The 23,126-nt window shown below is 45.0% G+C and carries 27 protein-coding genes; 26 read left to right on the top strand and 1 reads right to left on the bottom strand.

All coding sequences use genetic code 11. The features are described from left to right. Positions 1-11 precede the first annotated feature (11 nt). The 15 genes from AC4OGX_RS10955 to AC4OGX_RS10885 all read left to right on the top strand — a co-directional run bounded on the left by AC4OGX_RS10955 (position 12) and on the right by AC4OGX_RS10885 (position 12,544). A complete protein-coding gene (locus AC4OGX_RS10955; protein ID WP_493330473.1) occupies positions 12-1,478 on the top strand; it encodes a sugar ABC transporter ATP-binding protein in 1,467 nt (488 codons plus the stop codon). 10 nt (positions 1,479-1,488) lie between these two features. Continuing rightward, positions 1,489-2,454, top strand: coding sequence for an ABC transporter permease (locus tag AC4OGX_RS10950; RefSeq protein ID WP_493330472.1), 966 nt, complete (start codon positions 1,489-1,491; stop codon positions 2,452-2,454). After that, entirely contained in the window at positions 2,451-2,837 is a 387-nt protein-coding gene (locus AC4OGX_RS10945; RefSeq protein WP_493330471.1) for an ABC transporter permease, read from the top strand. Before AC4OGX_RS10950 ends, AC4OGX_RS10945 begins: the two co-directional genes overlap by 4 nt. Next, on the top strand, positions 2,838-3,404 hold the full coding sequence (locus tag AC4OGX_RS10940; protein ID WP_493330489.1) for an ABC transporter permease: 567 nt from the start codon (positions 2,838-2,840) through the stop codon (positions 3,402-3,404). A gap of 93 nt (positions 3,405-3,497) precedes the next feature. Next, positions 3,498-3,869: a YlxM family DNA-binding protein gene (gene ylxM, locus AC4OGX_RS10935; RefSeq protein ID WP_493330470.1), complete on the top strand. Its 372-nt coding sequence runs from the start codon at positions 3,498-3,500 to the stop codon at positions 3,867-3,869. A 1-nt stretch (position 3,870) separates the two neighbouring features. Then, positions 3,871-5,226 carry a signal recognition particle protein gene (ffh, locus tag AC4OGX_RS10930; RefSeq protein ID WP_493330469.1) on the top strand — a complete coding sequence of 452 codons (1,356 nt, stop codon included), beginning with the start codon at positions 3,871-3,873 and terminating at the stop codon, positions 5,224-5,226. Between the two features lie 52 nt (positions 5,227-5,278). Next, on the top strand, positions 5,279-5,524 hold the full coding sequence (gene rpsP / locus AC4OGX_RS10925) for a 30S ribosomal protein S16 (protein ID WP_009003357.1): 246 nt from the start codon (positions 5,279-5,281) through the stop codon (positions 5,522-5,524). Positions 5,525-5,547: 23 nt separating this feature from the next. Then, complete coding sequence (locus AC4OGX_RS10920; protein ID WP_009003358.1) at positions 5,548-5,778, top strand: KH domain-containing protein; 231 nt, start codon at positions 5,548-5,550, stop codon at positions 5,776-5,778. A 163-nt stretch (positions 5,779-5,941) separates the two neighbouring features. Continuing rightward, on the top strand, positions 5,942-6,445 hold the full coding sequence (gene rimM / locus AC4OGX_RS10915) for a ribosome maturation factor RimM (protein WP_493330468.1): 504 nt from the start codon (positions 5,942-5,944) through the stop codon (positions 6,443-6,445). Positions 6,446-6,520: 75 nt separating this feature from the next. After that, positions 6,521-7,258, top strand: coding sequence for a tRNA (guanosine(37)-N1)-methyltransferase TrmD (gene trmD / locus AC4OGX_RS10910; RefSeq protein ID WP_493330466.1), 738 nt, complete (start codon positions 6,521-6,523; stop codon positions 7,256-7,258). Positions 7,259-7,334: 76 nt separating this feature from the next. After that, the gene (locus AC4OGX_RS10905) at positions 7,335-7,718 is read left to right on the top strand and encodes a GrdX family protein (RefSeq protein ID WP_493330465.1); all 384 of its coding nucleotides are present in this window, start codon (positions 7,335-7,337) and stop codon (positions 7,716-7,718) included. 14 nt (positions 7,719-7,732) lie between these two features. Next, entirely contained in the window at positions 7,733-8,416 is a 684-nt protein-coding gene (locus AC4OGX_RS10900; protein WP_493330463.1) for a TetR/AcrR family transcriptional regulator, read from the top strand. A gap of 249 nt (positions 8,417-8,665) precedes the next feature. Beyond that, the gene (gene grdG, locus AC4OGX_RS10895) at positions 8,666-9,952 is read left to right on the top strand and encodes a sarcosine reductase complex component B subunit alpha (RefSeq protein ID WP_493330462.1); all 1,287 of its coding nucleotides are present in this window, start codon (positions 8,666-8,668) and stop codon (positions 9,950-9,952) included. A 24-nt stretch (positions 9,953-9,976) separates the two neighbouring features. After that, positions 9,977-11,287: a sarcosine reductase complex component B subunit beta gene (grdF, locus tag AC4OGX_RS10890; RefSeq protein ID WP_493330461.1), complete on the top strand. Its 1,311-nt coding sequence runs from the start codon at positions 9,977-9,979 to the stop codon at positions 11,285-11,287. A gap of 96 nt (positions 11,288-11,383) precedes the next feature. Then, a complete protein-coding gene (locus tag AC4OGX_RS10885; protein ID WP_493330460.1) occupies positions 11,384-12,544 on the top strand; it encodes a YkvI family membrane protein in 1,161 nt (386 codons plus the stop codon). 99 nt (positions 12,545-12,643) lie between these two features. On the opposite strand, the gene glnA is transcribed toward AC4OGX_RS10885, so the two are convergent. Continuing rightward, positions 12,644-14,071 (bottom strand): type I glutamate--ammonia ligase, encoded by a 1,428-nt coding sequence (glnA, locus tag AC4OGX_RS10880; protein WP_493330458.1) that lies wholly within the window; start codon positions 14,069-14,071, stop codon positions 12,644-12,646. A gap of 260 nt (positions 14,072-14,331) precedes the next feature. Between glnA and AC4OGX_RS10875 the strand changes: the two genes are divergently transcribed. From AC4OGX_RS10875 to AC4OGX_RS10825, 11 genes are all read left to right on the top strand, one after another. Further along, a complete protein-coding gene (locus AC4OGX_RS10875; RefSeq protein ID WP_493330456.1) occupies positions 14,332-15,069 on the top strand; it encodes a DUF6198 family protein in 738 nt (245 codons plus the stop codon). Between the two features lie 172 nt (positions 15,070-15,241). After that, positions 15,242-15,589 carry a 50S ribosomal protein L19 gene (rplS, locus tag AC4OGX_RS10870; protein ID WP_493330454.1) on the top strand — a complete coding sequence of 116 codons (348 nt, stop codon included), beginning with the start codon at positions 15,242-15,244 and terminating at the stop codon, positions 15,587-15,589. A gap of 127 nt (positions 15,590-15,716) precedes the next feature. Then, positions 15,717-16,382 carry a signal peptidase I gene (gene lepB, locus AC4OGX_RS10865; RefSeq protein ID WP_493330452.1) on the top strand — a complete coding sequence of 222 codons (666 nt, stop codon included), beginning with the start codon at positions 15,717-15,719 and terminating at the stop codon, positions 16,380-16,382. Between the two features lie 13 nt (positions 16,383-16,395). Beyond that, positions 16,396-17,247, top strand: coding sequence for a ribosome biogenesis GTPase YlqF (gene ylqF, locus AC4OGX_RS10860; RefSeq protein WP_493330451.1), 852 nt, complete (start codon positions 16,396-16,398; stop codon positions 17,245-17,247). A 33-nt stretch (positions 17,248-17,280) separates the two neighbouring features. Further along, complete coding sequence (lepB, locus tag AC4OGX_RS10855) at positions 17,281-17,826, top strand: signal peptidase I (RefSeq protein WP_493330450.1); 546 nt, start codon at positions 17,281-17,283, stop codon at positions 17,824-17,826. Then, a complete protein-coding gene (rnhB, locus tag AC4OGX_RS10850) occupies positions 17,819-18,583 on the top strand; it encodes a ribonuclease HII (RefSeq protein WP_493330449.1) in 765 nt (254 codons plus the stop codon). Before lepB (AC4OGX_RS10855) ends, rnhB begins: the two co-directional genes overlap by 8 nt. A gap of 160 nt (positions 18,584-18,743) precedes the next feature. Beyond that, positions 18,744-19,106 (top strand): YraN family protein, encoded by a 363-nt coding sequence (locus AC4OGX_RS10845; RefSeq protein ID WP_493330488.1) that lies wholly within the window; start codon positions 18,744-18,746, stop codon positions 19,104-19,106. Positions 19,107-19,168: 62 nt separating this feature from the next. After that, positions 19,169-20,023, top strand: coding sequence for a peptidoglycan editing factor PgeF (pgeF, locus tag AC4OGX_RS10840; RefSeq protein WP_493330448.1), 855 nt, complete (start codon positions 19,169-19,171; stop codon positions 20,021-20,023). A gap of 79 nt (positions 20,024-20,102) precedes the next feature. Continuing rightward, on the top strand, positions 20,103-21,008 hold the full coding sequence (locus tag AC4OGX_RS10835) for a mechanosensitive ion channel family protein (RefSeq protein ID WP_493330446.1): 906 nt from the start codon (positions 20,103-20,105) through the stop codon (positions 21,006-21,008). Between the two features lie 17 nt (positions 21,009-21,025). Next, positions 21,026-22,204, top strand: coding sequence for a metallophosphoesterase (locus AC4OGX_RS10830; protein WP_493330444.1), 1,179 nt, complete (start codon positions 21,026-21,028; stop codon positions 22,202-22,204). Positions 22,205-22,338: 134 nt separating this feature from the next. After that, complete coding sequence (locus AC4OGX_RS10825; protein WP_493330443.1) at positions 22,339-22,932, top strand: hypothetical protein; 594 nt, start codon at positions 22,339-22,341, stop codon at positions 22,930-22,932. Positions 22,933-23,126: the final 194 nt, after the last annotated feature.

Here is a 23,126-nt window from a genome sequence, read left to right as displayed (position 1 = left end):
TTGCATTAGAAATGATAGGAATCACGAAAGAATTTCCGGGTGTGAAGGCTTTAAATAACGTTACCCTGAGAGTAAAAAAAGGGACGATCCATGCAATTGTCGGGGAAAACGGCGCCGGGAAATCTACGCTGATGAAAGTACTCAATGGCGTATATCAGGCTGAATCGGGAGAGATCCTGATCGCAGGAGAAAAGGTCAGTATTTCAGATATCAATAAGGCTCAGAACCTAGGAATTAGTTTGATTTTCCAGGAAACAAATATGATCCCCCAGCTTTCTGTAATGGAGAATTTTTTCTTGGGACATGTACCTTGTAAAAAGGGCGGAATTGTAGACTGGCAGGGAATGCAGGATGCTGTGAAAAAAGTTTTTGATGAGTTAGGATATGATATTAATCCAAGATGTCTAGTGTCAGAGATCAGTGCAGCGGAGAAGCAGATGGTTGAGATCGCAAGGGCTATCTCTAAAAATGCAGACATTATTGTGATGGATGAGCCGACCTCATCCCTCACTTCGGATGAAACTGAACGGCTGCTGGGTATTGTAAGGAATTTAAAAAAACAGGGGAAGACGGTTATTTATATCTCACACAAGCTGGAGGAGATATTTGCGATCAGCGATATGATTTCAGTTCAGCGGGATGGTGAAATTATTGATACAAAGGCAGCCAATGAGATGACGGCAGAAGAAGTGATCGAAAAAATGGTGGGAAGAAGTGTACAGACAGAGTATCCGGTGAGAAATACGATACCTGGAGATGTGGTTTTAAAAGTCGAGGGAGTGTCCAGAAAAACACTTGTTCGGGATGTTAGCTTAGAATTGCATAGGGGTGAAGTTCTCGGGCTGGCCGGTCTGGTGGGGGCAGGGCGTACCGAATTTGCAGAGACGATCTTCGGAGCAGCAAAGATGACCAAAGGTACGATCTCGATTCACGGCAATGCCATGAAAATACGCAATACAAAATCAGCCACCCGCGCTTCGGTCGGTATGTTGACAGAAGACCGAAAAGAGACAGGGCTTGCACTCAAGGAAAGTATCAAACATAATATTGTAATCTCTAATCTAAAGGGGATCTGCAACGCAGGTTTCTGGCTGAACGGGAAAAAAGAAAATGAGGCAGCAAAGAAATACATAGGACAGTTGAAAATACAGACCCCTTCTGTGAATCAGACTGCGGTAAATCTTTCGGGAGGAAATCAGCAAAAAGTAATCATTGCCAAGTGGCTGTTCTCAGATGTAGACATCCTGATCATGGATGAACCGACCAGAGGAATTGATGTCGGGGCGAAATATGAGATATACTGTCTGATCAACGAATTGGTCGCGCAGGGAAAATCTATCATCCTGATTTCGTCTGAACTGCCGGAATTAATTGGGATGTCAGATCGGATCATAGTTATGCATGAGGGCAGACAGAAGGGCGAACTGGCGAAAGCGGAAATGACACCGGAAGCAGTTATGCGTCTGGCAGTCAGCTAAGGAGGGGAAGATGAAGAAAAATAAAATTAGTTATCTTTTATTAGACTATGGCCTCTTGATTGCACTGCTTTTTATTATAATCGTGGTATCCTTTATCTCTGAAAACTTTTTCAGTGTGAATAATATGCTGAATATTCTGCGGCAGGTTTCTGTGACGGGTGTTATGGCATTGGGAGTATCTATTGTAATCATAGCAGGACATATGGATCTGTCAATCGGCTCTATTCTATCCCTTTCAGGTGTCGTAGTTATGACGATGGTTAACGACTACAGGATGGATGGGCTTGGCGTGATTATGGCATTGGGTGCCGGGGGGATTGTCGGATTGATCAATGGAGTCATTATTGCCGCGATCACCGGGAAAAAGGCAAGGACAGGAGAAAGCTTTATCATCACCTATGGCATGCAGACGGCCATTGCCGCGTTTACACTTTTGGTGACAAACGGAGTTTATATCAATGGAAAGGGCGGTGGATTCCACAGTCAGATCGGAAAGGGGATGTGGCCCATCATTATTTTTGTGGGATTAGCCGTTTTATTCTACTTGATGATGAATAAGACACCATTTGGAAGGACAATTTATTTTATCGGAAATAATGAACCAGCAGCCAGAATGTCAGGAGTGAATGTGAAGTTTTATACAGTGGCTATTTTTGTGATTGCCGGATTCTGCGCAGGGCTGGCAGGCGTCATCCTGTCTTCACGGGTGAATGCCGCCTCAAGTACTGCAGGAAACGGGATGGAACTGGATGCGATTGCTGCCGTGGTCGTAGGAGGGACAGCACTGACAGGAGGGAAAGGCGGGATCGGAAGGACTGTACTCGGTGTGGTTGTTTTAGGAGTTTTGCAGAATGCATTACATATTCTGAATGTAACAACTTATCCGCAGATGATCATCCGGGGTTCTATCATTGTTCTTGCAGTCCTATTCGATGTGCTGGCCGGTAAGATAAAAGAAAAGGGAGGGAAAGTATGATGGAAACAGTAAATAAAAAAATAAAGTTTCAGCCGTCTAAGTATATTGTCCTTTTCCTTCTGATTTTTTTGACGGTTCTGATGACGATCGTGCTGGATAATTTTTTTACATTCAATAATATTAAAAATATTTTTGCCAGCTTTTCTGTATACGGGGTAACAACGATTGCAATGACCTATGCAATTATTTGTGCAGAGTTCGACCTTTCCGTCGGTTCCATAATGGCTTTTACATCCCTTATATTTGCGAATCTTGCAAATTCAACAAATCTTGTTATTGCAGTTCTTGTAAGTCTTCTTGCCGGACTTTTATTCGGAGCACTGAATGGATTGATTGTCGCAGTCGGAAAGGTGTCCTCGTTTGTTGCTACTTTAGGAACCTAGATCGCAATCAAAGGGCTTGCACTTTATTATACAGACGGCTATCAGGTACCAATATACAGTGCGGCGGCATATAAGATGGGGAACGGGGAAGTTCTCGGGATCCCTTATCTGGTGATATTCTTTTTCCTTATGCTGATCGCTGCATGGTATATATTGAAGTATACAAGATTTGGTCGAAATCTATATGCAGTCGGCGGCAATTATGATATGGCAAAGCTGGCAGGTATTAAATCCTGGTTTTATAAGTTTATGATTTTTGTGATTCTCGGTTTTTGTGCATCTTTGTCAGGAATTATGATCGCCTGCCGTGTGGCATCGGGGAATGCGCTGCATGGTGCAGATCTGACGATGACCGCGGTTGCAGCAGTGGTTGTGGGCGGAACAAGCCTGAATGGTGGCAGCGGAGGTGTCTGGAGGACTTTGGCAGGACTTCTTGTGATTTACTTGTTGTTCAACGCATTGACGCTTCTGGGACTTTCTGCTTATTGGCAGCAGTTCTTAAAGGGATTGATCGTAATTATCGTAATTGTGGCAGATGCTTTGATCCAGAGACATAAAGAAGATTAAATGAAAACGAAAGCAGGTAGTTGAAACATAACAAAAAAATAATAAAATGCAGGTGTCAAGAAAAAATACTTGACACCTGCTTTATTATTGTGTATGATAGCAAAGGTGATTAATGTGAATGAGATATTAGAACAGGCATTATTATATGATTTTTATGGTGAACTTCTCACAGATCACCAAAAAGATATCTACGAGCAGTTTGTGCTTGAGGATCTCTCCTTGAGTGAGATCGCACAGGACGCAGGAATCTCAAGACAGGGCGTACACGATCTGGTGAAGCGCTGCCAGAAGATACTGGAGGGTTATGAGACCAAGCTGCACCTGGTGGAAAAGTTCCTTTCGATCAGGGAAAAGGTTCATGAGATTGATGGTGCTTTAGATTCCTATGAGAATCAGGGCATGGAACCACAGGAGATGGTTAAGAGGATCCGGAAGATTTCGGATACGATAATAGAGGAGTTATAGAATGGCATTTGACAGTTTAACTGAGAAGCTTCAGAACGTATTTAAGAACCTCCGCAGTAAGGGGCGGCTTACGGAAGATGATGTAAAGACAGCTTTAAAGGAAGTCAAGATGGCTCTGCTGGAAGCAGATGTCAACTTCAAGGTCGTAAAAGGCTTCATTAAGAGCGTACAGGAACGTGCGGTCGGACAGGATGTCATGAACGGTCTGAATCCGGGACAGATGGTCATCAAGATCGTCAATGAAGAGCTGGTGAATCTGATGGGCTCAGAGACAACGGAGATTCAGCTGCAGCCGGGAAGTGCGATCACAGTCATCATGATGGCGGGCCTTCAGGGGGCAGGTAAGACCACGACCACGGCAAAGCTTGCCGGGAAGTTCAAGTTAAAGGGAAAGAAACCGCTGCTTGTAGCGTGTGATGTTTACAGACCCGCAGCGATCAAGCAGTTACAGATAAATGGAGAGAAGCAGGGCGTGGAAGTATTTTCCATGGGAGATAAAAACAAGCCTGCTGATATTGCAAAGGCAGCTTTAGAGCATGCCAGGAAAAACGCCAATAACATCGTGATCCTGGATACTGCCGGACGTCTTCATATCGATGAGGACATGATGGGAGAGTTACAGGAGATCAAAGAGGCGGTGGACGTGCATCAGACGATCCTTGTTGTGGATGCCATGACAGGACAGGATGCAGTCAATGTAGCCGGAAGCTTTCATGATAAGATCGGTATCGACGGTGTGATCGTGACTAAGCTGGACGGCGATACAAGAGGTGGTGCGGCGCTGTCTATCAAGGCAGTGACAGGAAGACCGATCCTCTATGTAGGTATGGGGGAAAAACTTTCCGATTTGGAGCAGTTTTATCCAGATAGAATGGCTTCCCGTATTTTAGGTATGGGAGATGTCCTGACCCTGATCGAAAAGGCCGGGGCCGAGATGGACGAAGAGAAAGCCAGACAGATGACGCAGAAGATGAAGAAAGCCCAGTTTGACTTCGAGGATTATCTGGAGAGCATGAACCAGATGAAGAAAATGGGCGGTCTCTCAAGTGTTATGAGCATGATGCCGGGACTTGGCGGCATGGGCGGTAAGATGCCCGACCTCGACAATGAGGAGAACGAGAAGAGGATGGCAAGGATGGAAGCGATCATCTATTCCATGACACCGGATGAGAGACGCAATCCTGACCTGCTCAATCCATCCAGAAAGCACCGGATCGCAAAGGGCGCCGGAGTGGACATCGCGGAGGTTAACCGCATGGTCAAGCAGTTCAATGAAGCCAAGAAGATGATGAAGAAACTTCCGGGCATGATGGGCGGCAGAGGTGGTAAGAAAGGTAAGTTCAGACTTCCTTTTTAACACATAAATTTAACAACAAAAAAGAAAAAATATTAAGAAGAGGTGAAAGAAAATGGCAGTAAAGATCAGATTAAAAAGAATGGGACAGAAGAAGGCTCCTTTCTATAGAATCGTAGTTGCAGATTCAAGATCTCCAAGAGATGGAAAGTTTATCGAGGAAATCGGAACATATGATCCGAACCTGGAGCCAAGCGGAATCAAAGTAGACGAGGAAGCAGCTAAGAAGTGGTTAAACAACGGAGCTCAGCCTACAGAAGTAGTAGGTAAAATCTTAAAAGCAGCAGGTATTGAAAAATAAGCTGTTCCGCGGAGGTAGCTTAAATGAAAGAATTAGTTGAAGTCATTGCGAAAGCATTAGTAGACGATCCGGACAGCGTTGTTGTTTCTGAGAGACAGGACGGCAGAACTACGGTGATCGAGGTCCGCGTCGCTGACGGCGATATGGGGAAGGTCATCGGAAAGCAGGGACGTATTGCAAAAGCAATCCGTTCTGTAGTTAAGGCAGCTGCTGCCAAGGAAGATAAGAGAGTTGTTGTTGACATTGTGCAATAGCAGAATATATAAGGGACAGCCTTCATGCATTATCAGCATAAAGTGACTGGCCCTTTCCTTTTGGGAAAATGCGGCATTAAGCGGCTTATGGATCAGCATAAGCGTTAATTCATATAAAGAGACCCGGAAATATTATTTTCATCGGGAGATATAGGAGACAGGTATGGAAGAATACTTACAGGTAGGCGTTATTTCATCGACTCACGGAATCCGGGGGGAGGTCAAGGTGTTTCCCACCACGGACGACCCGGCGAGATACAAGGTTTTAAAGAATGTAATACTGGACACGGGAAAAGAACGGATTCCTCTGGAGATTCAGGGTGTGAAGTTTTTCAAGCAGTTTGTGATCGTGAAGTTCAAGGGAATCGATAATATAAATGAGATTGAAATGTATAAAGGGAAAAGCCTTCTTGTCACACGGGAAAATGCAGCGCCTCTCGGAGAGGATGAATACTACATCGCCGATCTGATCGGGATGAAGGTATATACAGAGGACGGTGAGTTCGGCATACTCAAAGATGTGATCGAGACAGGGGCAAATGAGGTCTATGTGGTGGAGTCAGAGGAGCACGGGGAAGTGCTGATCCCGGCGATCCATGATTGTATCCTGGATGTCGATGTGGAGGCGCAGACGATGAAGGTCCATCTGCTGGACGGATTGATCTAAGGCCGGAGCAAAACGGAAGGGAGCTGCAGACAGGCAGTGGATTAAAGATTTTAGTGAAGTAAAGGCAGGAGAAAAATGAATTTTCATATTTTAACCTTATTTCCGGATATGGTCATGGACGGGCTGAATACAAGCATCATCGGGCGTGCGGTAAATAATGGGCTGTTGTCTATTGAGGCAGTGAATATCCGGGATTATGCATTTAATAAACATCAGAGTGTGGATGATTATCCATATGGCGGGGGAGCAGGGATGCTGATGCAGGCGGAGCCGGTGTACCAGGCTTATGAGGCAGTTGCCGGAAAGCTTGAAAAGAAACCAAGGCTTGTATATCTTTCTCCTCAGGGACAGACATTCGATCAGAAGATGGCTGAAGAACTGGCCAGGGAGGAGGAGCTGATCCTGCTCTGCGGCCATTATGAGGGGATCGATGAGAGAGTGCTGGAAGAGATCGTGACAGATTATGTATCTATTGGGGATTATGTACTGACCGGAGGAGAGCTTCCGGCCATGGTCATGGTAGATGCGATCTCCCGGCTCGTGCCAGGAGTACTCCATAATGACGTGTCAGCAGAGTTTGAGTCTTTTCAGGATAACCTGCTGGAATATCCGCAGTACTCAAGGCCGGAAGTGTGGCATGAGAAGAGAGTGCCACAGGTGCTGCTGTCCGGGCATCACGCGAATATCGAGAAATGGCGCCGGGAGCAGTCTATTCTGAGGACAAAGGAACGGCGGCCGGATCTGCTCGAGAGGTGCGAGCTGACTGATGCAGAGAAGAAATTGATCAGAGAAGCCGACAACAGAGAGGATTAAATGGTAATAAGATTGACAGATACTCCCAAATATCAGATAATATTCTAAAATGTATATGACCAGGGAGGGCATTTCAATGTACGATTTAAAACAATGTATTCTAGTTACAAATAATGACAGGGCAGCAGAAAAGTGGAAAGAGGATGTAAAGCAGGTGATTTTTCTTGAGACCTATGAGGAGGTCTTAAAAAAGGCCCGTGACCTGATCCATACAGATCATAAACTCTTGACACATCCGCAGGCCTCCAGCTTAAAGCCGAATCAGACTCCTTACCGTACCATCCTCCTATATGACGGAGAAAAAAGTACGGTGGAGGATATCTGCCTGATCGAGCAGGCTGTGGAAGTATTTGAAAAGTGGAATGAAATTAAAAAGACCCCGAAATACAGTGAAAAAATCGCGTATGATTATAAGACCATTGATCTGTCAATGATAGAAAATGTACTGCCAAAATTATAAGAATCAAAAGATAGATGGGGAAGGCAATGGAAAAGGATAAAGGAACTCCTTACTTTAAAGGGCTGAACAGGAAGGATTACATAATCAAGGTCAGCAATATCATCAAAGAGGAAGGAGTAGAAGCTATCAGTATAAGGAAGATTGCAAAAGAACTGGGATGTTCCTCTGCAAGTCTTTATCGGTATTTTGAAAATCTGGATGAACTTTTGTATTATGCTCATCTGGATTCTCTGAATGAATATATACAGGAACTTTCGAAACAGGAAAAAAACTGGGAAGATATCTGGGATGTTCATTTTGGAATCTGGCGTGCATATGCATATGAGGCATTTAAAAAGGTTGAGGCGTTCGAATGCATTTTTTATAGAAATATTAATAAAAACCTGGGGAAGGCACTGGAGGAATATTACGACATGTTTCCAGATGCGATCGTGAAGGTCAGTCCGATCGTAAAGGAAATGCTTACAATACCGGAATATTATGGCCGTGATTACTATATGTGCTGCCAGCTGGCAAAGCGGGGGAAGATCCACCAGGAGGATGCATCAAGGCTCAATCATATGGAATGTACTTTATTCCTGGGATATTTTAAAGAAGTACAGGAATTGGGAATCAAACCGGAAGAGATCAAAGCCAAGGTAGAACAGTTCATGGAAGAGATCAAAAAGATAGCAGGGCTTTTTTTAATTGAGCATTAAAATATGGTAATATTGTACAATTAATACGTCTAAAAAATAACAAAGTGACGAAATTCATTAATTCCGTCTATAATAGTGTTTGATTTATTGATAATCGCGATAACATATGTTATATTGTGTACATAAGTTATCGCGATTACTGTTTTGAAGTTATTAATTTTGTACAAAACCGTTAGACAGAGGGTGTCGGCCTGTCAAACGGAAAGAGGAACGGCTAAAAACTTTTATAAAAAAAGGAGGTATTTCATTATGAAGCTAGAATTGGGGAAAATCTTTATCAAAGATATCCGATTCGACGACAAGACCCATGTGGAAGACGGCGTACTTTATGTCAACAAGGATGAGGTGGAGAAGCTTGTTCTGGAAGATGACAAACTGACCGGCTGTACGGTTGACATCGCTAAACCGGGTGAGTCTGTGAGAATCACACCAGTCAAGGACGTGATCGAGCCTAGAGTGAAATTAAGCGGCGGGGAGATGTTCCCGGGTGTGATCGGAAAAGTCAGCCCGCAGGTTGGAACAGGACGTACACATGCGCTGGAAGGCTGCTGTGTTGTGACAGCAGGAAAGATCGTGGGATTCCAGGAGGGTGTCATTGATATGAGCGGTCCGGCTGCAGATTACTGCCCATTCTCCAAGACATACAATCTGTGTGTTGTTGTAGAGCCGGCAGACGGCCTGGAGACTCATGTTTATGAGAAGGCAGCCCGTATGGCAGGCCTTAAAGTGGCAGCTTATATCGGTGAGGCAGGAAGAGACGTGGAGCCGGATGAGATCGTTACATATGAGACAAAGCCGATCTTTGAGCAGGCTGCAATGTATCCGGATCTTCCGAAGGTTGGATATATTCACATGCTGCAGTCACAGGGACTTCTGCATGATACCTATTATTATGGCGTTGATGCAAAGCAGTTTATTCCTACCTTTATGTATCCTACAGAGATTATGGATGGGGCCATTGTCTCAGGTAACTGTGTAGCTCCCTGCGATAAAGTAACGACATATCATCATCTGCACAATCCGGTTATTGAGGACTGCTTCAAGCGTCATGGAAAAGACATCAACTTTATGGGTGTGATCCTGACCAATGAGAACGTATTCCTTGCTGATAAAGAGCGTCATTCCGATATGGTTGCTAAACTCTGCAATTGGATGGGACTGGACGGCGTTCTGATTACAGAGGAAGGCTACGGCAATCCTGATACAGACCTTATGATGAACTGCCGCAAGGTAGAGAGAGCAGGCACGAAGGTGGTTCTGATCACAGACGAATTCCCGGGAAAAGACGGAAAGTCACAGTCTCTGGCAGACGTATGTGAGGAGGCGGATGCACTGTCATCCTGTGGACAGGGCAATGCAACATTACAGTTCCCTGCAATGGATAAGGTGATCGGTACTCAGGATTATATTGAAATGCAGATCGGCGGCTGGGATGGCTGTAAGAATCCGGACGGCAGTTTTGAGGCAGAGCTTCAGATCATCATTGCCTCCACAATTGCCAATGGATATAACAAGCTGGCAGCAAGAGGTTATTAATCGATAATAAAGGAGAGGTAAAAGATGGCTAAATATAAAATAGTACATTATATTAATCAGTTCTTTGCCGGTATCGGAGGAGAAGAGAAGGCCGACTATATGCCAGAAGTCCGTGAAGAAGTATTAGGACCGGGAAGCGGACTTTTGACTGCACTGGGAGACGACTTTGAGATCGCGGCTACCGTGATATGCGGTGACAACTATTTTGGTGAAAATCTGGATACAGCAACAGACACGATTATTGAAATGGTGAAAAAATATGAACCAGATGTATTCGTAGCCGGACCGGCATTTAATGCAGGACGTTATGGTGTGGCATGCGGTACCATCTGTAAAGCAGTAGAGGAGCGCCTTGGAATTCCGGTCATTACAGGTATGTATGCGGAGAACCCAGGTGTAGATATGTTCCGTAAGGATCTGATCATTGTTGAAACTCCGAATTCTGCAGCAGGAATGCGGAAGGTACTTCCGACTATGTCATCATTGATTAAGAAGCTGGCAGCAGGTGAGGAAGTATTGGGACCAAAAGAGGAAGGATATTTGGAGCGTGGAATCCGTGTGAATTATTTCGCAGAAAAACGCGGATCTGAGAGAGCACTGGATATGCTTGTTAAGAAGTTAAAAGGCGAGCCTTTTGAGACAGACCTCCCGATGCCTAAGTTTGACAGAGTGAGTCCGGCTGAGCCGGTCAAAGATATCAGGAGCGCAAAGATCGCTGTTGTAACATCCGGCGGTATTGTTCCTACAGGCAACCCGGATCATATTGAGTCCTCCAATGCAACGAAATGGGGAAAATATGACATCACTGGCATGGAACGTCTTTCCGCAGATGATTTCACATCCATCCATGGCGGATATGACCGTCAGTTTGCAATTGCTGATCCGAACGTAGTCGTTCCTCTGGATGCTCTGCGTGAACTGGAAAAAGCAGGCGAATTCGGCGAACTTGTAAACTACTTCTGTGCAACCACTGGTACCGGAACAGCAACCGCTTCTGCGGCTAAATTCGGTACTGAGATCGGACAGATGTTCGTTGACGAGCATGTTGACGGGGTTATCCTCGTCTCCACGTGAGGTACCTGTACTCGTTGCGGTGCAACGATGGTAAAAGGGATTGAAAAATATGGTATCCCGGTAGTACATATGGCTACAGTCGTTCCGATTTCTCTGACAATAGGCGCAAACCGTATCATCCCAGGCATAGGAATCCCATATCCTCTTGGAGATCCGCCGCAGGGTGAGAAGGACAGCTATAAGCTTCGTCTGAGTATGGTAAGAAGAGCCCTTAAGGCTCTCCAGACTCCTGTAGACGGTCAGACTGTATTTGAGAAATAGTAAGTCAGAACAAATGAATAAAGTGAAACAGCCTGCTGCAGCCTCATAAAAGACTGCAGCAGATACTTTAAGCAAGAATCAAGACAGGAGAAGCATATGGGTAGTGATAAGGCTGTTAATTGGAAACGAGTGGTTATATTAGCAGGAGCGATCATTGCATTTACGATCGGTTCTGGTTTTGCAACAGGACAGGAGATCATCCAGTATTATACAGCATATGGATTGAAAGGATTCCTGACGATCTTGTTGTTTGCGGTCTGCTTTGTATACTATAATTATAATTTTGCGAAAGCAGGGGCAGAGGAGCACTTTGAGAAAGGTAATGATATCTATAAGTTTTACTGCGGTAAATATATAGGAACCTTTATGGACTATTATTCTACTGTATTTTGCTATATGTCATTTTTTGTCATGATCGGCGGGGCAGCATCTACACTGGGCCAGCAGTATGGAATTCCATACTGGATCGGCGGTGTGGTTCTGGCAGCTTTGACGATTCTGACTGTAATAGGCGGACTGAATTCCCTTGTGGATAAGATCGGTATTGTAGGCCCGGTGATTGTTGTGCTTTGTATCGGTATTGGCGCCGTTACATTGTTCAGAGATGCCGGCAATATTTCGGCAGGACTGGATGTCATCCGAACAGGAGCATTTGCAGAGGCAGGAAGTGAGACAATTAAGAATGCAGGAAGCAACTGGGTGATCTCGGCGCTGTCTTATGCAGGATTTGTATTATTGTGGTTTGCAAGTTTTACAGCGGCTCTTGGAGCACGTAACAAAAAGAAAGATATTGAATATGGTATTTATGGCGGAACTATTGCAGTTTGTGTTGCAATCGGTTTGATCATGCTTGCGCAGATCGCCAATATCAATACAGGCGGAGCAGGAAATGCAGGAATCTTCGTATGGAACGCAGATATCCCGAACCTGATCCTGGCAGAGCGAATCTGGAAACCATTTGCAGCAATTTTTGCAATCGTAGTGTTTGCAGGTATTTATACAACAGCGGTACCGCTTTTGTATAATCCATGTGCCAGATTTGCAAAAGAAGGAACAAAACAGTTTAAGCTTTTGACAGTTGTGCTTGGAGTTGTCGGACTTATCGTCGGACTTTTCCTCCCATTCCGAGTTCTGGTAAATATCATTTATGTATTGAACGGTTATGTGGGGGCTGTGCTTATCATCTTTATGATCTGGAAAAATATCAAGGATACGTTTCTAAATAAGAATAAGAAAGATAAGATCGAAACCAAGTAAAAAATAAAGAAAAAGTTCGGCGCTGCCGGGAAGGAGAATCTCTTTCCCGGCAGCGCCTGTTTTACATACATCAATGGATTTTAGTGACGTTGATTCGGATTATAGATCGTAATATTTCTCAAATTCTGCCGGATGGGGGATCTGTGAAATCTCCAGGCTTTCTCTACGTTTGCGTTCCAGCCAGATCTCAATCAGCCTTTCCGGGAATATACCTCCGGCTGTCAGATATTCGTGGTCTGCTTCCAGAGCATTCAGGGCTTCATCCAAAGTTCTTGGCAGAGACTGGATCTTAGCTTTTTCCTCCTCAGGCAGATCAAACAGGTTACAGTCATAGGGGCCCCAGCCGTTCGCGGAAGGGTCGATCTTATTCTTGATCCCGTCCAGTCCGGCCATCAGGATCGCGGCGTAGGCATAATAAGGATTGGCTGTCGCGTCCGGGTTCCTCAGTTCAAAACGTTTGGCCTTCGGTGACTTCGCATAGGCAGGGATACGGATAACTGCACTGCGGTTGGAGGTTGCATATCCGATCGTGACAGGTGCCTCATATCCGGGCACAAGCCGTTTGAAAGAGTTCGTGGACGGATTTGTAAATGCACACAGGGAGCGCACATGCTTTAGCAGCCCGCCGATAAAATAATGGGCAGTCTGGCTCAAACCGGAATAGCCGTTTTCATCATAGAAAATAGGCTCTCCATTTTTCATGAGGAGCATATGTACGTGCATTCCGTTGCCGGCCTCCCGGTAGATCGGCTTAGGCATGAATGTGGCTGTTTTGCCCTCCTTGACGGCTGCATTTTTGATGATGTATTTGATGATCATCGTTTTGTCAGCCATGTCGACCATATCACCGAGTTCCACTTCGATCTCCATCTGGCCGGAACCGCCTACTTCATGGTGATGGTATTTAACATCGATTCCCCAGTCCTCCATGTACATACACATCTTGCTTCTCAAGCTGTAGGCAATATCATGAGGTGCCGCAATATGATAACCGCCGCTTTTGGGTACCTGAAAACCCGCGTTCCCCGGACCCTCCTTGCCGCTGTTCCAGGCAGCCTGTCTGGTATCGACGGTAAAAGCAGTTCTCTGCGGTTCTACCATAAAGCTTACATTGTCAAAAAGATGGAATTCAAATTCAGGTCCGATCAGCATTTCATCCGCGATTCCTTCTGTCTTCATATATTCGATGGCGCGAAGGCTGACATTCCTTGGATACTGGTCAAACGGTGTATTTTCCTTCCCGATCACACACACATTGCCGCACATTGTGAGTGTGGGGATCTCTGTAAAAGGATCTACGACAGCGGTATCCGGATCAGGGATAAATACCATATCGCTTTTTTCTACAGGTGCGTATCCGTAATTAGAACCATCAAATCCGATCCCATATACGAAAATATCATCGTTGAACCGTTCCACCGGAATCGTAATATGACGCCATCTTCCGTCCAGATCTGTCATTTTGAAATCGATCATTCTGATCCCTTCTTCTTCGCATAACTCTCTGATATCCGTGCTGTTATACATGCTATACCTCCATTGCTTCATTGTAGTTTACCTGACGGCATCCGGGAAAATGACGGATGAGTCAGGATGATAGGCCGTTTCAGGCTGTTAGCTTTATTTTAACATAGATCAGAAAAATAAAAAGAAAGAAATAGAAAAAAAGTGCCGTACTGAAAGAAATTTTAGACAAAAGAGTGATTAGATGTTGATATTCGGCGCGACTTTTTATAAAATGGAATGTAGTTTCAAAAAATATTGGTAGGATGAAAGCGCATTACTTTATGAAAAAAACATATTTATATAGAGACATTTTCTATTTGACAGGCCTTCTGGTACTTGCACTGGGAATCACATTAAATACGAAAACGGGGCTCGGGGTATCCCCCATCATTTCTGTTTCCTACAGTATTTCTTCGATATGGAATCTGAATTTCGGAAATACGACCCTGTTGCTGTATGCACTATTTGTGGGGGTGGAGATGGTGCTGCATGTCATTCGGAATCAGAAATATGTAAGAAGGGAAGGAGCGGTTCTGGCTCATGCCAATAAGGTGAATTTAAAACTGGTCCTTTTCATGGATATTCTGCAGTTCCCGCTGAGTCTTGTCTTCACCAGGTTTCTGAATCTTTTTTCTGCCTGGCTTCCTGATCAGCAGGCTGCCTATGGCGACCGTTTTGCAGGAAGCTTCGCCGGGCGGGTACTGTTTTTAATGATCGCCATTATGTTAACCGGGATTGGCGCTGCGATGTCACTGAATATGAGGATGATCCCAAATCCGGGAGACGGGATCGTACAGGCCATTGCGGACTGCGTCGGAAAAGGCGTTGGGTTTACGAAGAATTGTTTTGATGTACTGAATATTACAGTTACCATCACAGTTGGGCTTCTTTTCGCCGGGAAGTTGGTCGGTATAGGGCTTGGTACGGTGCTGGCGGTAATCGGTGTGGGAAGGGTGATCGCCGTGTTTAACCATTTCTGCATGAATAGGATGGATGAATTAGCAGGGATGAAATCATAAATTGGGGATCATAAATTTGTAAAATCCGCTTGAAACTTGAAGAAAAGTGTGGTAAAATACAACAGTTGTGAAATGAGAAGGGATGGTCCTCTGATGCAAAAATGGTCTTACAGATATAAGATGAGTCTAAAGACAGGCATTAAGAACGTCTAAATATTAAGGAGGTCACACAATGAACGATATTATCAGAAAGATTGAAGCAGAGCAGTTAAAGGAAAATGCACCGGAATTTAATGTTGGTGATACAGTAAAAGTATACGCTAAGATTAAAGAGGGTAACCGTGAAAGAATCCAGGTTTTCGAAGGAACAGTTTTAAAGAAACAGGGAGGAAGCACAAGAGCTACTTTCACAGTTAGAAAGAATTCTAATGGAATCGGTGTTGAAAAGACCTGGCCATTACACTCACCAAATGTTGAAAGAGTAGAAGTTGTCCGCAGAGGTAAAGTAAGAAGAGCTAAACTGAACTACTTAAGAAGCCGTGTTGGTAAGAGAGCTAAGGTAAAAGAATTAGTAAAATAGTAACTATGAGAGGGACAAGTACAGCATGTATATTGTCCCTTTTATCTTTAATAGGGATAAGACTCCACCTCTACAGGTGGCAAGCTGTAGATATGCAAAAGTGTATCTGAAAAAATGAGGGAAGTCTATGCAGGATTTAAATTTTCGGAAAAAGCGCAGAAGACAGGCAAGAAAAAAGAAGAAGATGAAAAAGCAGGGGCTACGGTTTGAGGTAAACAAGCCACAGCTTCGTTTTGAAAAAAGAAAGGTAAGGGCGCATCTTAAAAGTGCAGCAGCGGCGGCAAACTGGGCGGTTCAGATTGCGATCGTCTGTGTGATCGCATTCGTGCTCGTGTGGTTTTTTGGACAGAGGGTCAGCAATGCGGGCGATTCTATGAAGCCTGTTCTCCAGAATGGGGATGTGGTACTGGTGAACCGTCTGATCTATAATGCGAGCAAACCGAATCGCGGGGATATCATTGCCTTTAAGCCAAATGGGAATGAGAATACACATTATTCGATCAAGCGTATTGTGGGGCTGCCGGGAGAGACTGTGCAGATCAAGGATGGCAGTGTTTATATTAACGACGTGGAGACGCTGGAACACATTTTTGCAGAGGATATTGAAGAGGCAGGGATCGCAGATGAGCCGGTAGTGCTCAAAGGGAATGAATATTTTGTTTTGGGGGATAATCATTCAAGCAGTGATGACAGCCGCATGGCCGATATCGGCAATGTGAAAAGAAATAAAATCTATGGCAAGGTCTGGTTTGTGGCGAGCTTTGGCTCAGATTTCGGCTTTGTGAAGAGATAAAGGAGGAAACAACATGCATTTTCAATGGTACCCGGGTCATATGACGAAGGCCAAACGCATGATGCAGGAAAATATAAAGCTGATCGACCTGGTGATCGAACTGGTTGACGCAAGGATTCCGATGAGCAGCAGGAATCCGGAGATAGACGAGCTTGGTAAAAATAAAGCAAGACTGATCCTGCTCAATAAGTCAGACCTGGCAGAAGATCGGTGGAACGATGCATGGGCAGAGTATTTTAAAGAAAAAGGATATTCTGTCCTGAAAGTGAATTCTAAGAAAGGCGGCGGGATCAAGTCGATCCATGGCGTGATCCAGGAGGCGTGTAAGGAAAAAATCGAGAGAGACAGAAAACGGGGGATCTTAAACCGTCCGGTGAGGGCCATGGTAGTCGGAATCCCGAATGTCGGAAAGTCCACCTTTATCAATGCATTGGCAGGAAAGGCCTGTACAAAGACAGGGAATAAGCCTGGCGTGACAAAGGGAAAGCAGTGGATCAGGCTGAATAAGAATGTGGAGCTTTTGGATACGCCGGGTATCCTCTGGCCTAAATTCGAGGATCAGACAGTAGGGCTTCGTCTGGCATTTATCGGATCCATCAAAGATGAGATCCTGAATACTGAAGAACTTGCAGCAGAGCTGATCGGATTTTTAAAAGAAAATTATCCGGGGATTTTAAAGGAAAAATATCAGATCGAAGAGGCATCAGATCATTATGTATGCCTGAATTCTGTGGCTAAGAGCCGTCATTGTCTTGTGAGAGGAAACGAGCTGGACACGGAAAAGGCAGCAAGACTTTTATTAGATGATTTCAGAAATGGAAGATTAGGAAAAATTACTCTTGAATTTCCTGAAGATTATGCATAAGATAGAAAGAGATACTGGAAAGAAGGATTGGCTATGGAACAGGAGAGAAGTATAATAAGGGAGCTTCTTGGGTGGATCGTATATATACTGATCATTGTAGGGCTGACCTACCTGATTGTTACTTTTGTTGGACAGCGGACCCGCGTCAGCGGTTCTTCCATGGAGACGACACTGTCAGATGGAGATAATCTGATCGTTGATAAGATATCCTTCCGTTTCAGAGATCCTAAGAGGTATGAGATCATCGTATTTCCTTATCAGTTTGAGGATAATACGTTCTATATTAAAAGGATCATAGGTCTTCCGGGGGAGACCGTCCAGGTAAAGGATGGAAAAGTCTATATTAACGGGCAGCAGCTGGATGAGCATTACGGCAATGAAGAAATGCTGGAACCGGGGATTGCGCGTGAGCCGGTCACCCTGGGAGAAGATGAGTATTTTGTGCTGGGGGACAACCGGAACCACAGCGCGGACAGCCGTCAGGAGAATGTCGGAGTACTTCATAGAAAGGATTTGCTTGGCAGGGCATGGATACGCATCTGGCCATTTAGCAAATTTGGAGTAATTAAACATGAGTAACAGTATCAGTGAGATAAAGTGGGAATTTGAGCGGGCTGACCGAGAGCAGCTTCATGCCCTGTATGAAAAGTACGGTGAAGATACAAGAAACGGGGTAAAGAACCTGATCGTAAGATTTAAAAAGCAGGAAGAAAAATTAAATAAAGAGCGTCAGCGGCTGGAGCAGATGCGTGAGTATGAAAAAAAGTATGCACACTATACATACATCTGTGGAATCGATGAGGTAGGAAGAGGTCCTCTTGCAGGCCCGGTCGTAGCAGGTGCGGTAATTCTGCCCAAGGACTGTGAGATATTATATCTGAATGATTCGAAAAAGCTGACAGCGAAAAAGCGTGAGGAATTATATGATGAGATCATGGAAAAAGCAATCGCTACCGGGATTGGAATGGTAAGCCCGGCCAGGATCGACGAGATCAATATTCTTCAGGCTACCTATGAGGCGATGCGCATTGCGGTGCAGGAGCTTAAGACAGCTCCGGAGCTGCTGCTCAATGATGCAGTGACGATCCCGGGAATTACGATCCGTCAGGTACCGATCATAAAGGGAGATGCAAAGAGTATTTCCATTGCGGCAGCGAGTGTGATCGCAAAGGTTACAAGGGACAGGATGATGTCAGAGTATGACAAGATACTGCCCGATTATGGATTTGCGGAGAATAAGGGATATGGCTCTGCATCTCATATCGAGGCATTGAAAAAATTGGGACCAACACCGATTCATCGGCGTTCATTTATAAAGAACTTTGTATCTGTTTAGAGTTTGTGGTGTTTTCTGGGTACAGGATGAGTGGCTGTGCCGTGAAAGAGAGAAAGACGATCGGATGCACGCGTTTTATAAGCAGGATCCGTAAGGTGGATCTTTCGAAGCAGTACAGCCGGTGTTGGCAGTTAAGGGACAGCAGTCATTTGGACAGAGAATGAAGCGATCTGTAAAACAGAACAACAGGAAAGTGGGAACAGACTACGAGCAGGCGGTGGGATACTACCTGGAACAGCAGGGGTATCAGATATTGGAGTATAATTACAGATGCCGTCTGGGAGAGATCGATATGATCGCAGCGGATGGGGAATATCTTGTATTCTGTGAGGTGAAATACCGTCAGGATAGGAAAAAAGGAAGCCCCCTGGAGGCTGTAGATCTAAGGAAGCAGAAAAAGATTTATCAGTGTGCCGCATATTATCTGGTTGAGCATGGAATGGAGGACGTTCCGTGCAGATTCGATGTGATCGGGATTGAGGGCAGCAAGATCACACATATCAGGAATGCATTTACGGGATAAAGGCCAGATGCTGTCTGATGCTGTGTTTAGGCGGCATACGGTATATAGATGAAAGGATTTATATGAGTTTAGGACTTCATTACAAGAATGAAAAGCAGATATTCAAAGAGATTGAGACGGATACTCCATATTTGGAATATCCGTTGTTTCAAAATACGGGAATTGTGAGGCATGGATTTTCCACGCGTCTCGGGGGAGTCAGTAAAGGGTGCTATTCTTCCCTCAATTTAAGCTTTACCCGCGGAGATGATGAGGAAGCGGTCAGAGAAAATTTCAGCAGGATCGCAAAGGCGATCGGAGTTCGGTGTGAGGATATGGTCTTTACACAGCAGACTCATACAACGAATGTCCGGGTGGTGACAGACGAGGACCGCGGGATGGGAATTCTGCGTCCGAGGAGCTATACAGATGTGGATGGGCTGGTAACTGATATCCCGGGAATCTGCCTGGTCACATTTTTTGCAGACTGTGTACCGCTCTATTTTGTGGATCCGGTCAAAAAAGTGATCGGACTGAGCCATTCCGGCTGGAGGGGGACTGTGGGGAAGATTGGAAAAGTGACTGTGGAAACGATGCAGGAGCACTTTGGCTGTGATCCAGAGAATATCCTGGCGGCAGTGGGCCCGTCCATCTGCCAGGACTGCTATGAGGTAAGCGTTGATGTCATTGAACGTTTCAAAGAGCAGTTTAAAGAGGAGAACTGGCCGGAATTGTTTTATGGAAAGGAAAACGGGAAGTTCCAATTGGATCTGTGGAAAGCGAATGAATTGATCTTTTGGGAGGCTGGGATCAGAGAAGAGCATATTGCGGTTACGAATCTGTGCACTCACTGTAATAGCGAGCTCTTATATTCCCACCGGACAACAGGAGATAAGAGAGGAAACCTGTGTGCATTCCTTGCATTACGGGAAGAATAAAATATACCGGTATATTTAGAATGACCTGGCATAGAGTGTGCAGGGCAGAGGTATACGGCAGAAGAGGAGGTTTATTAGGATGATATTAGCGGCGGCAGCGTCGAAAACGACAGAGTTTAAATCAGCAGAAGAAGTCACTGCGGAAGTGACACAGGAAGTGAACCGTGTGACGCAGTATTTTCAGGATCATCTTCCAGGACTGATCGGGTTTGGCATTAAGGTGATACTTGCGTTGCTCTTCTTCTTTATCGGACGGGTGGTGATCCGCTGGATACAGAAGATCGTAAAGCATTCACTGGAGCGGACCAGCGCTGACAAAGGGGTGGTCCAGTTTGTGGATTCCCTTCTAAAATTCAGTTTATATGCACTTTTAATCTTTACCATTGCGACAAAGCTGGGAGTAGAATCCTCCTCCGTGGCAGCATTGATCGCTTCAGGTGGTGTTGCCATCGGCCTGGCATTGCAGGGAAGCTTGTCTAACTTTGCAGGAGGCGTACTGATCCTGCTTCTAAAGCCTTTTGTGGTAGGCGATTACATTATAGAAAATACGGGAAAGAATGAAGGGACAGTTAAGGAGATTCAGATTTTCTATACAAAGCTGTCCACCGTGGACAATAAAACGATCGTAATTCCTAACGGAACTCTGGCGAACAGCAGTCTGACCAATGTGACGGCCAGGCCGGAGCGCCAGCTGGACCTTAAGGTAGGGATTGCATACCATGCAGATCTGAAAAAGGCGAAAGCGTTGATCGAGGATCTGCTGAATCAGGATGAAGCGGTAATGAAGGATGAGGATATCAAGGTATTTGTTGATTCTCTCGGAGACAGTGCCGTAATGCTCGGGCTACGTGCATGGGTGAAGACGGAGGAGTACTGGACTGCCAGATGGCGGCTTTTGGAGGAGATCAAGCTTACATTTGATGAGGAAAATATTGAGATACCCTACAATCAGCTTACTGTGCATATGTACGGGGAAGAAAAGTAAAGGAGTAGGAAGCAAAAATGTTGGCAGTCTATTTATCACCTGTCTATATTTTACTGAATCTATATATTTTAAGATGGCTGCTGCGGTGGATGAATGCCTGCAGCAGTCATTTTTATAGGAGAGGGATCAAGGCAGCCGTTATGACTGTTTATAGCTTTCTGGCGCTGGCGGTGCTGATCGGCTTTTGGTTTCCAAAGGGGGGTTTTGGCCGTCTGATGAAGCTGACCGGGAATTATTGGCTGGGAGTGATGCTTTATGCATTGATCGTGATCGCTATCGCGGATTTTTTGCGGGTAATTTTTCGAAAGCTCGGTGTGATGAACCGATATTTGAGACTGTCCTGCGTGGGAACAGTCTGTGTGGCCGTAACTGCAGCTGTGTGTCTTGCAGGGGCGGTGAATGCACGTGTGATCCGGACTGTAGAGTATGATGCCGTGGTGGAAAAAAAGGCAGGGGATCTGGATGATTTAAGGATCATATTGGCGGCGGACCTGCATCTGGGATATAATACGGGAAGCCGGGAGATGGAGCAGATGGTAAAAAAGATCAATGTCCAAAAACCGGATCTGGTTGTGATCGCAGGAGATATTTTTGACAATGAATATGATGCGCTGGATGATCCGAAACGTCTCATCTCCATTCTGAAAGGAATCAAAAGCAAATATGGGGTCTATGCCTGTTATGGAAATCATGATGTTGAGGAAAAGATCCTGGCGGGATTTACCTTTGGCGGAAAGCATGAGAAAAAAGAAAGTGATCCAAGGATGGATGAGTTTCTCGAGAAGGCAGGAATCAACCTTTTGCGGGATGAAGGTGTGTTGATCGATCAAAGCTTCTATCTATATGGACGGCCGGATCTTAACCGTCCGGGCCGGGGGATCGAAGTACGAAAGACTGCCCGGGAAATTACGCAGCAGATGGATCAGGAGAAGCCGATCATTGTTCTGGATCATGAGCCTAAGGAACTGGAGGCGCTTGCACAGGCAGGGGTTGATTTGGATTTAAGCGGTCATACTCATAATGGACAGGTGTTTCCGGGAAATATTGCCATACGGTTTATGTGGGAAAATCCCTATGGTTATTTGAGAATAGGAGAGATGCATAATATTGTAACATCAGGGATTGGCGTTTTTGGACCGTATATAAGAGTGGGGACAAAAGCGGAAATTTGTGTGGTGAATGTGGAGTTCAGATAAATGCCGGATTTTACTGTTTAGTTCGGATCAAGTGAGTTATTTTGGTATCAGTCTGACTTATGTAAAGTGGGAGAACGCAACTTTTTGGATGTCTGTCATATAATAAATGGATAGGTTTTAACGGGGGTTTTAAAATGCCTATTGGCAATTTCGGTACCATCTTCCGTCAGGGAAGGATACAGCAGGTCAATAATGCCCTTGTAGAAGAAGTTTTTGTGCGGGATAATACATCAGGATCTGTATTGATTTCTTATGCTGACAGGGCACCTAACGGAATCACTTTTATTAATTCTCTGAGGCTGAATGTGAACAGAAATACGCTGATCTTTCATGCCACCGGCAGGCGTCTTCGCATCTCTGATATTCATAGAGGAATGCGGATCGATGCGGCATTTTCGCCGATCATGACCCGCAGCATCCCTCCGCAGTCAAATGCTTTTCTGATCGTGGTGCGCCGCAGAGGAAGCCGTCCGGCAGACAGTGTCAGCACAGGAAGGATCGTGAGTGTGGATGTAAGGAACAGGTCATTTAATACAGGACGGCCAAATGACATGAGCAGACAGAACAGGTTTATTGTTACGAATGATACCTTGATCAGAAACAGGGCAGGAAATTCAATACGGCTTTCTGACCTGCGGCCCGGACAGAATGTGCGGGTGATCCATGCGGATTTCCAGACGGCCAGCATTCCGCCGCAGACGACTGCATTTTATGTGCAGGTGCTTTGATGGGACAGGAGAAACGATTACAGAGGCTGTATACAGGGACAAATGTAAAACAGGGCTGTAAAAAACTTCCCTGAAGAAAAAATCGCTGAGGTCGTGAGACCAATGTCATTAAGCTAAGGCATTGCAAAGAGAGAGCGAATAAAAAAGAGATCATTTCCAGAAAAAAGAAGTGGTCTCTTTTTATATTTTGATAC

It is taken from the genome of Faecalicatena sp. (assembly GCF_058819085.1).
Note: the sequence above shows the minus strand (reverse complement) of the source record. Positions and strands in the feature narration are given on the sequence as shown.

What these genes read in the sequence shown, in the direction of transcription:
- AC4OGX_RS10955 (WP_493330473.1), top strand. Translation starts at nt 12, where the DNA reads ATGATAGGAATCACGAAAGAATTTCCGGGTGTGAAGGCTTTAAATAAC.
- AC4OGX_RS10950 (WP_493330472.1), top strand. Translation starts at nt 1,489, where the DNA reads ATGAAGAAAAATAAAATTAGTTATCTTTTATTAGACTATGGCCTCTTG.
- AC4OGX_RS10945 (WP_493330471.1), top strand. Translation starts at nt 2,451, where the DNA reads ATGATGGAAACAGTAAATAAAAAAATAAAGTTTCAGCCGTCTAAGTAT.
- ylxM (WP_493330470.1), top strand. Translation starts at nt 3,498, where the DNA reads ATGATAGCAAAGGTGATTAATGTGAATGAGATATTAGAACAGGCATTA.
- ffh (WP_493330469.1), top strand. Translation starts at nt 3,871, where the DNA reads ATGGCATTTGACAGTTTAACTGAGAAGCTTCAGAACGTATTTAAGAAC.
- rpsP (WP_009003357.1), top strand. Translation starts at nt 5,279, where the DNA reads ATGGCAGTAAAGATCAGATTAAAAAGAATGGGACAGAAGAAGGCTCCT.
- AC4OGX_RS10920 (WP_009003358.1), top strand. Translation starts at nt 5,548, where the DNA reads ATGAAAGAATTAGTTGAAGTCATTGCGAAAGCATTAGTAGACGATCCG.
- rimM (WP_493330468.1), top strand. Translation starts at nt 5,942, where the DNA reads ATGGAAGAATACTTACAGGTAGGCGTTATTTCATCGACTCACGGAATC.
- trmD (WP_493330466.1), top strand. Translation starts at nt 6,521, where the DNA reads ATGAATTTTCATATTTTAACCTTATTTCCGGATATGGTCATGGACGGG.
- AC4OGX_RS10905 (WP_493330465.1), top strand. Translation starts at nt 7,335, where the DNA reads ATGTACGATTTAAAACAATGTATTCTAGTTACAAATAATGACAGGGCA.
- AC4OGX_RS10900 (WP_493330463.1), top strand. Translation starts at nt 7,733, where the DNA reads ATGGGGAAGGCAATGGAAAAGGATAAAGGAACTCCTTACTTTAAAGGG.
- grdG (WP_493330462.1), top strand. Translation starts at nt 8,666, where the DNA reads ATGAAGCTAGAATTGGGGAAAATCTTTATCAAAGATATCCGATTCGAC.
- AC4OGX_RS10885 (WP_493330460.1), top strand. Translation starts at nt 11,384, where the DNA reads ATGGGTAGTGATAAGGCTGTTAATTGGAAACGAGTGGTTATATTAGCA.
- glnA (WP_493330458.1), bottom strand. Translation starts at nt 14,071, where the DNA reads ATGTATAACAGCACGGATATCAGAGAGTTATGCGAAGAAGAAGGGATC.
- AC4OGX_RS10875 (WP_493330456.1), top strand. Translation starts at nt 14,332, where the DNA reads ATGAAAAAAACATATTTATATAGAGACATTTTCTATTTGACAGGCCTT.
- rplS (WP_493330454.1), top strand. Translation starts at nt 15,242, where the DNA reads ATGAACGATATTATCAGAAAGATTGAAGCAGAGCAGTTAAAGGAAAAT.
- lepB (WP_493330452.1), top strand. Translation starts at nt 15,717, where the DNA reads ATGCAGGATTTAAATTTTCGGAAAAAGCGCAGAAGACAGGCAAGAAAA.
- ylqF (WP_493330451.1), top strand. Translation starts at nt 16,396, where the DNA reads ATGCATTTTCAATGGTACCCGGGTCATATGACGAAGGCCAAACGCATG.
- lepB (WP_493330450.1), top strand. Translation starts at nt 17,281, where the DNA reads ATGGAACAGGAGAGAAGTATAATAAGGGAGCTTCTTGGGTGGATCGTA.
- rnhB (WP_493330449.1), top strand. Translation starts at nt 17,819, where the DNA reads ATGAGTAACAGTATCAGTGAGATAAAGTGGGAATTTGAGCGGGCTGAC.
- AC4OGX_RS10845 (WP_493330488.1), top strand. Translation starts at nt 18,744, where the DNA reads ATGAAGCGATCTGTAAAACAGAACAACAGGAAAGTGGGAACAGACTAC.
- pgeF (WP_493330448.1), top strand. Translation starts at nt 19,169, where the DNA reads ATGAGTTTAGGACTTCATTACAAGAATGAAAAGCAGATATTCAAAGAG.
- AC4OGX_RS10835 (WP_493330446.1), top strand. Translation starts at nt 20,103, where the DNA reads ATGATATTAGCGGCGGCAGCGTCGAAAACGACAGAGTTTAAATCAGCA.
- AC4OGX_RS10830 (WP_493330444.1), top strand. Translation starts at nt 21,026, where the DNA reads ATGTTGGCAGTCTATTTATCACCTGTCTATATTTTACTGAATCTATAT.
- AC4OGX_RS10825 (WP_493330443.1), top strand. Translation starts at nt 22,339, where the DNA reads ATGCCTATTGGCAATTTCGGTACCATCTTCCGTCAGGGAAGGATACAG.